The organism is Mycolicibacter icosiumassiliensis, assembly GCF_900078685.2.
Taxonomy (GTDB): domain Bacteria; phylum Actinomycetota; class Actinomycetes; order Mycobacteriales; family Mycobacteriaceae; genus Mycobacterium; species Mycobacterium icosiumassiliensis.
In genome coordinates, this window is record NZ_LT546166.1 from 2,861,833 (window position 1) to 2,874,424 (window position 12,592).

The following is a 12,592-nucleotide window of genomic DNA, read 5'->3' on the forward strand; positions in this document are numbered from 1 at the left end:
GCGTGATGAGGCGACCGAGTCCACCGGCATGGGTGACGGCCGCGGCGAGCCGGCCGCCGGATGCCTGCGCCATGGGCGCCAGCACGATCGGATGGTCGATACCGAAGTAGTCGGTGAGGCGGTTGCGCAGCGACACCGCGAGCCCTCCTGGAGATCAGCGCCGCACCGGCAGCGGCGAGTGATACCCCGCCATCGTGTAGAGCACCGGCGCAGCCGTGCGGGCGGCCACCACGCCGTAGGCGTCCTCCTGTTGTACCGCGAACACCTCGGGGTCACCGAAGCCGCGGTCGATCCGGTCCCGGATGAATGCCAGCTGAACCACTTGGACGGCGAACTTCTTGACCGCCTTGCCGGCGGGCCGGCCACCGATGCGGGTGGCCTCGCGGATCGCCAGCTTGCGGCTGCGGATCGACCCCAGCCAGGTCGCCTCGTTGGCGCTGATCAGGCCGCCGGCCACCATGCCGGGCAGCTTGGACGCGACCAGTTGCTGTTCGTGCCGCCGGCTCAACATGCCCAGCAGCACCATCAGCAGGAACACCGGAACCAACCAGAAGAAGTAGGTCACCAGAAAGAGCTGGCCGCCGCCCATCGCCAGGGAGGCGTTCCATGAGGCGTGCATCGTCACGGCGGCCAGATAGCCCAGCAGGATCACGAAAGCCTTCGACCAGAAGCCGTGACGGCGCAGCGCGAAGAACACCCCGATTCCGGTCATCGTGGTGAACAGCGGGTGGGCAAACGGGCCGAAGATCAGCCGGGCGATGGCCACCGCGGCCATCTTGGCCGGTGAGTCGGCCGGCGCGATGTAGACGATGTCCTCCATCCAGGCGAAACCCACCGCCACAACACCCGCATAGACCATGCAGTCGGTCAGCGAGTTCAGTGCCAGCCGCCGGCGTCCGGTCAGCATGATCAGCAGGAACAGGCCCTTGGCCGCTTCCTCGATGAACGGCGCCTGGATAGCCGCCATGTCGAAGGTCTTCGACACCAGCGGTCGCACGTTGGCGACAGAAGACCCGAAGGTCTCCAGGCCGACCGCCAGCACCACGGCCACCGATGTTCCCCACAAGAACGCCAGTTGCAGCAGCCGGCGCGGTTCGGGCTCCCAGCGGTCCAGCCACCGGTAGCACAACAGCACCACCAGCATCGACATGCTCGCCAGCACCAGTGCGGTCAGGGTTCCGCCCGGGTTGGCAGCGGTGAACAGCAGCAACAGGAACACGGTGAGGATGGCGAGCAGGACGATCACGATGAGCGGCGCTCCGACTCTCCGCCGGTTCCGCATCTGAGGCATAGCGAGGGAGCGTAGCCACCGGTTTGTCCAGCGTGCAACGCGTCGAGTAGCCTCAACAGGTAGTCCTCGTCTAGTCCTAGACCAGATCGCGGGCCACCGCATGCCCAGCATGCGTGACAACACCTGTCCCTACTACGCCACAATGTCCGGAGCAACCCAACACATGCCAAGTCCCACCGTCACCTCGCCGCAAGTAGCCGTCAACGACATCGGCTCGGCCGAGGATTTTCTCGCCGCCATCGACAAAACGATCAAGTACTTCAACGATGGCGACATCGTCGAGGGGACGATCGTCAAGGTTGACCGGGACGAGGTCCTGCTCGACATCGGTTACAAGACCGAAGGGGTCATCCCCTCCCGCGAACTGTCCATCAAGCACGACGTCGACCCCCACGAGGTGGTGTCCGTCGGTGATGAGGTCGAGGCCCTGGTCCTGACCAAAGAGGACAAAGAGGGTCGTCTGATCCTGTCCAAGAAACGCGCCCAGTACGAGCGCGCCTGGGGCACCATCGAAGAGCTCAAGGACAAGGACGAGGCCGTCAAGGGCACCGTCATCGAGGTCGTCAAGGGCGGCCTGATCCTCGACATCGGCCTGCGCGGCTTCCTGCCGGCCTCGCTGGTGGAGATGCGCCGGGTCCGCGACCTGCAGCCCTACATCGGCAAAGAGATCGAAGCCAAGATCATCGAGCTGGACAAGAACCGCAACAACGTGGTGCTGTCGCGTCGTGCCTGGCTGGAGCAGACCCAGTCCGAGGTGCGCAGCGAGTTCCTCAACCAGCTGCAGAAGGGCGCCGTCCGCAAGGGTGTGGTGTCCTCGATCGTCAACTTCGGTGCCTTCGTGGACCTGGGCGGCGTCGACGGCCTGGTGCACGTCTCCGAGCTGTCCTGGAAGCACATCGACCACCCGTCCGAGGTCGTTCAGGTGGGCGACGAGGTCACCGTCGAGGTGCTCGACGTCGACATGGACCGCGAGCGGGTTTCGCTGTCGCTCAAGGCCACTCAGGAAGACCCGTGGCGGCACTTCGCCCGCACCCACGCGATCGGTCAGATCGTTCCGGGCAAGGTCACCAAGCTGGTGCCGTTCGGTGCGTTCGTCCGCGTCGAGGAGGGCATCGAGGGTCTGGTGCACATCTCCGAGCTGGCTGAGCACCACGTCGAGGTCCCGGACCAGGTGGTCGCGGTCGGCGACGACGCCATGGTCAAGGTCATCGACATCGACCTGGACCGCCGCCGGATCTCGCTGAGCCTCAAGCAGGCCAACGAGGACTACACCGAGGAGTTCGACCCCTCGAAGTACGGCATGGCCGACAGCTACGACGAGCAGGGCAACTACATCTTCCCCGAGGGCTTCGACGCCGAGACCAACGAGTGGATCGACGGTTTCGACAAGCAGCGCACCGAGTGGGAGGCCCGCTACGCCGAGGCCGAGCGCCGGCACAAGATGCACACCGCGCAGATGGAGAAGTTCGCCGCTGCCGAGCACGCCGAGCCGCGCTCGGGTGCCAACGGCTCGCACCGTGACGAGGCTCCGGCCGGCGGTTCGCTGGCCAGCGACGAGCAGCTCGCCGCACTGCGGGAGAAGCTCGCCGGTAACAGCGCTTGACTCGCGCCCAAGCGGGTTGAAGGGGCGCAGATGCTGCGTATCGGTCTGACCGGCGGTATCGGCGCCGGTAAGTCGACGGTGTCGGCTACCTTCAGCCGCCACGGTGGCGTCATCGTTGACGGTGACGTCATCGCCCGTGAAGTTGTGGAGCCCGGTACCGAAGGCCTCGCCGAATTGGTCGAGGCCTTCGGGCCGGGCATCCTGCTTCCGGATGGGGCTTTGGACCGTCCGGCGCTGGCCGCGATCGCGTTCAGCGACGACGACAAGCGGGCGACGCTCAACGGGATCGTGCACCCGCTGGTGGCACACCGCCGCTCCGAGTTGATCGCCGAGGCCGGTGACGAAGCGGTGATTGTCGAGGACATCCCGTTGCTGGTCGAGTCGCAGATGGCCCCGCTTTTCCCGCTGGTGGTCGTGGTTCATGCGGACGTAGAGACACGAGTAGCTCGACTCCTCCAATACCGCGGCATGTCGGAGGATGACGCGCGGGCCCGGATCGCCGCGCAGGCCACCGAGCCGCAGCGGCGCGACGTCGCCGACGTCTGGCTGGACAACTCCGGCAACCCGGATGAGCTGGCGGAGCAGGCCCTGGAGCTGTGGCATCAGCGCATCCTGCCGTTCGCGCACAATCTCGCCACCCGCCAGACGGTGCCGTCCCCGACGCAGCTGATGCCCGCCGACCCGACCTGGCCGGATCAGGCGCAGCGCATCCTGGCCCGGCTGCGCACCACGTGCGGGCACCGGGCGACCCGCATTGATCACATCGGGTCCACCGCCGTTGCCGGGCTGGACGCCAAAGACGTCATCGACGTGCAGGTCACGGTCGAATCCCTGGCGGTCGCCGACGAACTCGCCGAGGCCCTGTTGGCCGCCGGCTACCCGCGGCGCGAAGAGATCACCGCCGACACACCGCACACCGACGACCCGGCCTTGTGGCAGAAGCGGTTTCACGCCTCCGCCGACCCGGGACGGGCCACCAACGTCCACATTCGGGTCGCAGGCCGGCCCAATCAGCAGTTCGCCCTGCTGTTCCCGGCCTGGCTGTCCGCGGACCCCGAGGCGCGGGCCGAGTACCTGGCGGTCAAACGCGACGCCGAACGCGCGGGTATCGAGGGCGGCATCGAGGCCTACGCCGCCGTCAAGGAACCCTGGTTCGACACCGCCTACCGGCAGGCCTGGGCATGGGCCGACCGCACCGGGTGGCGTCCCTAAGAAGGCCTAGGAACTGATCAGGCCATGCTGCTGATCAGCGCACCGCACAGCATCGCGCCGGTGTGGGGGTCATTGGTGTTGCCCCAGGTGTTGATGAAGCGCTCGCTTTTGACCGTGGTGACATCGTCGACCTTGATCTCGCAGTGCACCGTCGCGGTGGTCGGGAAGCGCAGCCGGATCACCATGCCGGCCTTGCTGGGGTCGGACATCACGGCGTTGGCCTCGAACGGAGAGCCGAACGCATCGAGGTCCGCGCTGGCCGTCTCGTAGTCGTTGCGCATGAAGGTAACCACGTTGCCGCTGGACCAGGCGTCGACCTTCGCGGTGTAGGTCACGTTGTGCAGCTCGGTGGTGTTGTCGTTGTCATCGGCGGCCGCCGGCGCGGGCATCAGCTGACCGCACCCAAGCACGGCTGCGGTGGTGGCAACGGCGACACCGATTCGCAGGTTGGCGTTCATATCAGCGGAGTTTAGCGCGGGCACCGCAATGGTCCCCAGGCATCGCATGCGTCACAGTTGCCGCAGTCAAGCGACCGGAATCACAAAAATTGCATGGCACGCAAAGTTTGCATTGTGTGCAATGATTTGCGGGTGGATGCGCCGCAGGTCAGCTCGCTGAGGGAACGCCGGCGGCGCGAAACCGAAGCGGCCATCCACCGGGCGGCGGTCGAGTTGATCGCCGAGCAGGGCTACGACGCGGTGACGGTGCCGATGATCAGCGAGCGGGCCGGCGTCTGTGTGCGCACCTTCTTCAACTATTTCCCGAACAAGGAAACGTCGGTGGTGCTGCCGTTCCCGCCGTTCGACCCGGAGCTCAGCGCCGTGGTGCGAAGCGGGCCGGGCTCGGACGGTCTGATGGCCGACGTGGTCGAACTGGTGATCAACCACATCGAGGTCCATACCGAGAACTCGGTCGGCCTCACCACGCTGCTGCCGATGATCTGCGAGATCCCGGAGCTGCTGCGGCTGCACACCGCCGAATTGGCCGAGTTGGAAACGCAGCTAGTCGAGCTGGTCGCCCAGCGACTGCAGCTGCCCGGCGACGATCGGCGCGTCGAAGTCATCGCCAGTGCGGTGATGGCGACGGCGAGCACTGCCATCCAGCGGTGGTCGCGCGGCCCGGAGGCGGGTTCGTTGTCGGACGAGGTCCGGCGCTGCGTGAGCCTGCTGGAACCCCTGCAATACCTGTAGCGCCCCCTCGGGCCTACCGCGAAAGCGAAAGGGAAAGAACATTTTTGACTTCGTGAAGCGCGCCTGGATTCCCATGGTCGTAGTTCTGGTGGCGACGCTGGCAGGATTTGCGGGTTTTCGCATCCACGCGGTGATGGCGCCCAAAGCCGCGTCGACCGCCTTCATCGACGAGTCCAGACCGGTCATCCCCAAAGACGTCATCTACGAGGTGTTCGGGCCCGAGGACACGGCCGGACAGGTGAACTACCTCGACGAGAACTCGCAGCCGCAGCGTGCCGATTTCACGAACTTGCCGTGGTCGTTCACCATCTCCACCAAGCTGACCTCGATCTTCGCCAACGTGGTCGCCCAGGGCGACAGCAGCTCGATCGGCTGCCGCATCATCGTCAACGGCGAGGTGCGCGACGAGCAGACCGTCGACACCCATAACGCTCAGGTCTTCTGTCTGGTGAAGTCGGCATGAGCGACACCGACACCGTCACGCATTCCCGTGTTGCCCGGTTCATTCACCGCGTGCCGCTCCTCGTCGTAGTGGCGTGGCTGGCGCTCACCGTCGTCGTCAACGTCGTGGTGCCGCAGCTCGAAGAAGTCGGCAAAGCGCACTCGGTGTCACTGGCCGCCAAGGACGCCCAGTCCTACCGGGCGATCAAGAAGCAGGGCGCCAACTTCGAGCAGTTCGACTCCGACAGCATGGTGATGGTCCTGCTGGAAGGCGATGAACCACTCGGCGACCAGGCCCGCACCTACTACCACGGCTTGGTGGACAAGCTGCGGGCCGATACCGAGCACGTCGAGTACGTGCAGGACTTCTGGGGCGACCGGATCACCGCCGGTGGCGCCCAGAGCATGGACGACAAAGCCGCCTATGTGCAGCTCAATCTGGTCGGCGACCAGGGCACCACCACCGGCAAGGAATCGGTGCAGTCGGTGCGCGACATCGTCGACGGCAGTGCGCCGCCGCCCGGGCTGCATGTCTATGTGACCGGTCAGGCCGCGCTGACGATGGACATGAACGACGCCGGCGACGAGAGCATGCTCAAGATGACGGCGATCACCTTCGTGGTGATCACGGTCATGCTGCTGCTGATCTACCGGTCGATAACGACGGTGCTGCTGATCTTGTTCACCGTCTTCGTCGAACTGGGTGCGGCGCGCGGGATCGTGGCCGTGCTGGGCCACTTCGAGATCATGGGGCTGTCCACGTTCGCGGTGAGCCTGTTGACCTCGCTGGCGATCGCGGCCGGTACCGACTACGCGATCTTCTTCATCGGCCGCTACCAGGAGGCCAGGGCCGCGGGCCAAGACCGCGTCACGGCGTACTTCACCACCTATCACAGTGTTTCGCACGTGGTGCTGGGTTCGGGGCTGACGATTGCCGGCGCCACGTTCTGCCTGAAGTTCACCCGGCTGCCGTACTTCGCATCCATGGGTGTGCCGTGTGCGGTCGGGATGCTGGTGGTGGTCGCCGCGGCGATGACGATCACCCCCGCGGTTCTGCTGCTGGGCACTCGATTCGGCCTGCTGGAGTCCAAGCGGAAACTCTCGGCCAGGCGTTGGCGCCGGATCGGGACCGCGATCGTGCGGTGGCCCGGGCCGATCTTCGTGGTGACCATGATCGTCGCCCTGATCGGGATCGGCGTGCTGCCGTCGTACACCGTGAACTACAACGACCAGTACTACATCCCCGACAGCCTGCCGTCGATTCAGGGCTATGAGGCGTCGTATCGACATTTCTCCAAGGCCCGGATGAACCCCGACATCGTGCTCGTCGAGACCGATCAGGATCTGCGGACGCCGGGCAACATGCTGGTGCTCGACCGGATCGCGAAGAACATCTTCCGGCTGGACGGAATCGACAAGGTACAGAGCATCACTCGGCCGTTGGGGGCACCGATCGACCACAGCTCGGTTCCGTTTCAGCTGAGCATGCAGTCGGTGCCGATCACCGAGAATCTGGACTACCTCAAGGGCCGGATGGCCGACATGCTGCACATGACCGACCAGCTCGGTTCGATGATCGAGATCATGGAGCGCATGCACGCCCTGATGTCGGAGCAGGCCGGCGTCACGCACGACATGGTGACCGACACCACCGAGATGAAGCAGGTCACCGATGAAATGCGGGACCACATGGCGGATTTCGACGACTTCTGGCGTCCGATGCGCAACTACTTCTACTGGGAGCCGCACTGCTCGGGCGTCCCGATGTGCTGGTCACTGCGATCAATCTTCGACGGACTCGACGGGATCGACAACCTCAGCGACAAGATGACCGCGATGCTGGGCGACCTGGAGCACATGGACACCCTGATGCCGCAGATGGTGGCGCAGCTGCCGCCGATGATCGCCATTTCCAAGGACATCCGCGAAACGATGCTGACGATGTACAGCACGTTCAACGGGATGATCAACCAGATGGCGCGGATGACCGACACCGCGACCGTCATGGGCCAGGCGTTCGACGCGGCGAAGAACGACGACTTCTTCTATCTGCCGCCGGAGGCCTTCGACAACGCCGACTTCCAGAAGGGTCTCAAGCTGATGGTCTCCCCGGACGGTAAGTCCGCGCAGATCATCGTCACCCACGAGGGCGACCCGGCGGGCAACGAGGCGCTCGCCAAGACGGAGCAGGAGCTGACCGCGGCCAAGGCGGCGATCAAGGGCAGCCCGCTGCAAGGGGCCCGGGTCTACATCGGGGGAACCGCGCCGACCTATCACGACATCGGCGAATTCTTGAGATACGACATGATGCTGGCCGTGCTGGCCTCGCTGTGCCTGATCCTGATCATCATGCTGGTGCTGACCCGCAGCCTGGTGGCGGCTGCGGTGATCGTCGGAACGATCGCGGTCTCGCTGGGATCCTCGTTCGGGTTGTCGGTGCTGATCTGGCAGCACATCCTCGGCCTGCAGCTGCACTGGTTCGTGCTGCCGTTCACCGTGATCATCCTGTTGGCGGTGGGGTCGGACTACAACCTGCTACTGGTCTCCCGCTTCAAGGAAGAACTCGGTGCCGGGATGAACACGGCGATCATCCGGGGCGTCGGGGGTTCGGGCAGCGTGGCCACCCAGGCGGGGCTGGTGTTCGCGTTCACCATGGGCGCGATGATCAGCAGTGACCTGATCTCGATCGGTCAGTCCGGGACCGCAATCTGCCTGGGTCTGCTGTTCGACACCTTCATCATCCGGGCGTTCATGACGCCGTCGATCGCGGCGCTGCTGGGCCGCTGGTTCTGGTGGCCGATCAAGGTGCTGCCCACCTCGCCGCTCACCCGCAAGCGGGCGACGCTGACCGACGGCCGGGCCGAACCTGAGGCCGAGGACCCGGCGACTACCGGGATCCCGGTGGCGACCCCCTGAGCCCGTCGCTGACCGGCCAGGACACCGGCATGCCCTGGCCGGCCAGCCACCGGTGCAGGTCGTAGCCGTTGCGGGCCAGCCCATCCACTGCGGTCACCGCGTGCAGCACCGCCCGCTCGGCGTCGTCGCGACTCAGCAGGCCCTCGGCGACGGCGGCCATCAGCTCGTCGACGTCGGCGAGCTCGACGCCGGATGCGGTGCGCACCACCAGATCCAGATAGTGGTCGCGGGAGTGCCAGCGCTCCGGTCCCGCCGTGTACTCGCCGACATCGAGGTAAAAGTCCTGGTCGCGTTCGTAGCCCGGGCTGAAGTGGAAGACGGTCGCGCGCAGACCCAGCGACGGCAGCAGCCAGGACTCCAGGTAGTGGAATTGGGGCCGTCCCGGGGTGGGGCGGGCCAGGTAGAGACCCCACGGGTGCACCGTGTAGACGTCGACGGCCCGCAGCACCCCTTTGGGGTCGGTGTTGGTGTAGCCGCGCAGGTCAAAGGTCTCCTCCTTGGGTGGATGCACCGCTGACCGCCTCTCCCTGTCGGCCCCCCGGCCTACTCTGGTTTCCGTGGCTTTCGCAACCGAACACCCCATCGTCGCGCATTCGGAGTACCGACCCGCCGGAGACGCCGTCGAGGGCATCGTCCGCGCCGGCGGCCGGTTCGACGTCGTCAGCGAATATCAGCCGGCCGGTGACCAGCCGACCGCCATTGCCGACCTAGAACGCCGCATCACCTCCGGGGAGAAGGACGTGGTGCTGCTGGGCGCCACCGGCACCGGCAAATCGGCCACCGCGGCCTGGCTGATCGAACGGCTGCAGCGGCCCACCCTGGTGATGGCGCCGAACAAGACGCTGGCCGCGCAGCTGGCCAACGAGCTGCGAGAGATGCTGCCGCACAACGCCGTCGAGTACTTCGTGTCGTACTACGACTATTACCAGCCGGAAGCCTATATCGCGCAGACCGACACCTACATCGAGAAGGACAGCTCGATCAACGACGACGTGGAGCGGCTGCGCCATTCGGCGACCTCCAGCCTGCTGTCCCGGCGCGACGTGGTGGTGGTCGCCTCGGTGTCCTGCATCTACGGCTTGGGCACCCCGCAGTCCTACCTGGACCGCTCCGTCGAGCTGCAGGTCGGCGCGGAGGTGCCACGCGACGCCCTGCTGCGCCTGCTGGTCGACGTGCAGTACACCCGCAACGACATGGCGTTCACCCGCGGCTCGTTCCGGGTGCGCGGCGACACCGTCGAGATCATCCCGTCCTACGAGGAGTTGGCGGTCCGCATCGAATACTTCGGCGACGAGATCGAGGCGCTGTACTACCTGCATCCACTCACCGGAGACGTGGTGCGCAAGGTCGACTCGCTGCGCATCTTCCCGGCCACCCACTACGTCGCCGGCCCGGAGCGGATGACGCAGGCCATCTCCACCATCGAGGAGGAGCTGGCTGCCCGGCTCGAAGAGCTGGAGAACCACGGCAAACTGCTGGAGGCCCAGCGGCTGCGGATGCGCACCAACTACGACATCGAGATGATGCGTCAGGTCGGCTTCTGCTCGGGCATCGAGAACTATTCGCGCCACATCGACGGTCGCGGCGCCGGCACGGCGCCGGCCACGCTGATCGACTACTTCCCGGAGGACTTCCTGCTCATCATCGACGAGTCGCACGTCACCGTGCCGCAGATCGGTGCCATGTATGAGGGCGACATGTCGCGCAAACGCAACCTGGTGGAGTTCGGGTTCCGGCTCCCGTCGGCCTGCGACAACCGGCCGCTGACCTGGGAGGAGTTCGCCGACCGGATCGGCCAGACGGTCTACATGTCGGCCACCCCGGGACCCTATGAACTCAGCCAGGCCGGCGGCGAGTTCGTCGAGCAGGTGATCCGCCCGACCGGCCTGGTCGATCCCAAAGTCGTGGTCAAGCCGACCAAGGGCCAGATCGACGACCTGATCGCCGAGATCCGGCAGCGCACCGCGGCCGACGAGCGGGTGCTGGTGACCACGCTGACCAAGAAGATGGCCGAAGACCTCACCGATTACCTGCTGGAGATGGGAATCCGGGTGCGCTACCTGCACTCCGAGGTCGACACGCTGCGCCGGGTGGAACTGCTGCGCCAGCTGCGGCTCGGCGACTACGACGTGCTGATCGGCATCAACCTGCTGCGGGAGGGTCTGGACCTGCCGGAGGTGTCACTGGTGTCGATCCTCGACGCCGACAAGGAGGGCTTCCTGCGCTCCACCCGCAGCCTGATCCAGACCATCGGCCGCGCCGCCCGCAACGTCTCCGGCGAAGTGCACATGTACGCCGACAAGATCACCGACTCCATGCGGGAGGCCATCGACGAAACTGAACGCCGCCGGGCCAAGCAGGTGGCCTACAACGAGGCGAACGGCATCGACCCCCAGCCGCTGCGCAAGAAGATCGCCGACATCCTCGACCAGGTGTACCGGGAGGTGGAGGACACCGAATCCATCGAGGTCGCCGGATCGGGGCGCAACGCCTCACGCGGGCGGCGAGCCCAGGGCGAGCCCGGTCGAGCAGTCAGCGCCGGGGTCTTTGAAGGCCGCGACACCAGCAACATGCCGCGGGCCGAACTGGCCGATCTGGTCAAGGACCTCACCGAGCAGATGATGAACGCGGCGCGTGATCTGCAATTCGAGCTGGCGGCCCGGATCCGTGACGAGATCGCCGACCTCAAGAAGGAATTGCGCGGTATGGACGCGGCCGGGATCAAGTGACGCGCCGACCAGCCGGTCCATTTTCGCGTGTGATGGTGATCCGTGATTGACTGCAAGCGGTGGTGGAACTGACTGAAGCGGTGATGCATGACTCCGCTGTTAACGCTGGCAGCTGGCGTGAGCTGCTCGGTAGGCGCTATCTGGGCACCGCGGCCGTGCTGGCCGGTGGTGTGGCGCTCTACGCCACCAATGAGTTCCTGACGATCAGCCTGCTGCCCAACACCATCAAAGACATCGGCGGCGAGCGGTTTTACGCCTGGGTGACCACCCTGTACCTGGTCGGGTCGGTGATCGCCGCGGCTGCGGCCAACGCGGTGCTGGTCCGAGTGGGTTCCCGCTTGGCCTACCTGATGGGTCTGCTGTCGTTCGGCCTGGGCACGGTGCTCTGTGCGCTGGCACCCCAGATGGAAGTCCTGTTGATCGGTCGCACCCTGCAGGGCATCGGCGGCGGCCTGTTGGCCGGCCTGGGGTGGGCGCTGATCAACGCCGTCCTGCCCAGCTGGTTGTGGACCCGGGCGTCGGGGCTGGTGTCGGCCATGTGGGGGGTGGGGACCCTGGTCGGCCCGGCGGCCGGTGGCCTGTTCGCGCAGTTCGGCGTCTGGCGGTGGGCGTTCGGCGTGATGGCGCTGCTGACCGTGGCGATGGGCGTGGCGGTCAGCGTCGTGCTGCCGGCCGGGAGCACCGGGCACCGCGGCGAACCCGTGAAGTTCCCGGTGCGGTCGCTGCTGTTGCTGGGCGGCGCCGCGCTGGCGGTCAGTGTCGCGCAGTTGCCGCGCAGCCTGATCGGTGCGACCGGGCTACTGCTGTTCGGCGGGACCCTGCTGGCCGTGTTTCTGGTCGTGGACCGGCGCTCGTCGGCGGCGGTGCTGCCCTCCAGCGCATTCCACCCGGGCCGGGAGAAGTGGATCTACCTGACGTTGGGTCTGCTGATGGCCACCACCAAGGCCAACCTGTACATCCCGCTGCTCGGGCAGCGGCTGGCCCACCTGCCGCCGGTGATGGCCGGCTTCCTGGGTGCCGCGCTGTCGACCGGTTGGACGTTCAGCGAGATCGCCAGTGCCTCGGTGAGCAAGGTGCGGGTGGTCATCGGTCTGGTGATCAGCGCGCCGCTGGTGATGTCGGCGGGTTTGGCGGTGGTCGCGTTCGCCCGGATGAGCCATTACAACCCGACCGCGGTCGGCGCGATCTGGGCGCTGGCCCTGCTCAGCCC

General features: G+C 66.1%; 9 protein-coding genes and 2 pseudogenes. 7 read left to right on the plus strand and 4 right to left on the minus strand.

Annotation, left to right across the window (positions count from 1 at the left end):
• Positions 1 to 13: 13 nt before the first annotated feature.
• Both BN4346_RS49080 and BN4346_RS37680 read right to left on the minus strand, forming a co-directional pair.
• Positions 14 to 136: pseudogene (locus BN4346_RS49080) on the minus strand (nitronate monooxygenase); the annotation flags it as partial.
• 18 nt (positions 137 to 154) lie between these two features.
• Positions 155 to 1,282 carry a PrsW family intramembrane metalloprotease gene (locus tag BN4346_RS37680; RefSeq protein WP_067973565.1) on the minus strand — a complete coding sequence of 376 codons (1,128 nt, stop codon included), beginning with the start codon at positions 1,280 to 1,282 and terminating at the stop codon, positions 155 to 157.
• Positions 1,283 to 1,454: 172 nt separating this feature from the next.
• Here BN4346_RS37680 and rpsA point away from each other — a divergent pair, with 172 nt between their 5' ends.
• Together rpsA and coaE are read left to right on the plus strand one after the other, a co-directional pair.
• On the plus strand, positions 1,455 to 2,894 hold the full coding sequence (gene rpsA / locus BN4346_RS37685) for a 30S ribosomal protein S1 (RefSeq protein WP_067973651.1): 1,440 nt from the start codon (positions 1,455 to 1,457) through the stop codon (positions 2,892 to 2,894).
• Positions 2,895 to 2,924: 30 nt separating this feature from the next.
• Complete coding sequence (gene coaE / locus BN4346_RS37690) at positions 2,925 to 4,106, plus strand: dephospho-CoA kinase (protein WP_067973568.1); 1,182 nt, start codon at positions 2,925 to 2,927, stop codon at positions 4,104 to 4,106.
• A 17-nt stretch (positions 4,107 to 4,123) separates the two neighbouring features.
• Here the strand turns inward: coaE and BN4346_RS37695 are convergent, their stop codons facing one another.
• Positions 4,124 to 4,564 (minus strand): hypothetical protein, encoded by a 441-nt coding sequence (locus tag BN4346_RS37695; RefSeq protein ID WP_067973571.1) that lies wholly within the window; start codon positions 4,562 to 4,564, stop codon positions 4,124 to 4,126.
• Between the two features lie 93 nt (positions 4,565 to 4,657).
• On the opposite strand from BN4346_RS37695, the gene BN4346_RS37700 reads away from it, so the two are divergent.
• The 3 genes from BN4346_RS37700 (at position 4,658) to BN4346_RS37710 (ending at position 8,653) form a co-directional block, all read left to right on the plus strand.
• Positions 4,658 to 5,296 carry a TetR family transcriptional regulator gene (locus tag BN4346_RS37700; protein ID WP_067973573.1) on the plus strand — a complete coding sequence of 213 codons (639 nt, stop codon included), beginning with the start codon at positions 4,658 to 4,660 and terminating at the stop codon, positions 5,294 to 5,296.
• A gap of 73 nt (positions 5,297 to 5,369) precedes the next feature.
• Positions 5,370 to 5,759, plus strand: a complete 390-nt coding sequence (locus BN4346_RS37705; protein ID WP_067973576.1) for an MmpS family transport accessory protein — start codon at positions 5,370 to 5,372, stop codon at positions 5,757 to 5,759.
• Positions 5,756 to 8,653, plus strand: a complete 2,898-nt coding sequence (locus BN4346_RS37710) for an MMPL/RND family transporter (RefSeq protein WP_078058682.1) — start codon at positions 5,756 to 5,758, stop codon at positions 8,651 to 8,653. Before BN4346_RS37705 ends, BN4346_RS37710 begins: the two co-directional genes overlap by 4 nt.
• On the opposite strand, the gene BN4346_RS37715 is transcribed toward BN4346_RS37710, so the two are convergent.
• Positions 8,625 to 9,164 (minus strand): DUF402 domain-containing protein, encoded by a 540-nt coding sequence (locus BN4346_RS37715; protein WP_407695087.1) that lies wholly within the window; start codon positions 9,162 to 9,164, stop codon positions 8,625 to 8,627. The genes BN4346_RS37710 and BN4346_RS37715 overlap by 29 nt on opposite strands.
• Positions 9,165 to 9,210: 46 nt before the next feature.
• On the opposite strand from BN4346_RS37715, the gene uvrB reads away from it, so the two are divergent.
• Both uvrB and BN4346_RS37725 read left to right on the plus strand, forming a co-directional pair.
• Entirely contained in the window at positions 9,211 to 11,382 is a 2,172-nt protein-coding gene (uvrB, locus tag BN4346_RS37720; protein ID WP_067973578.1) for an excinuclease ABC subunit UvrB, read from the plus strand.
• A gap of 83 nt (positions 11,383 to 11,465) precedes the next feature.
• Positions 11,466 to 12,524 (plus strand): annotated as a pseudogene (locus BN4346_RS37725) (MFS transporter); the annotation flags it as partial.
• Between the last annotated feature and the right edge of the window lie 68 nt (positions 12,525 to 12,592).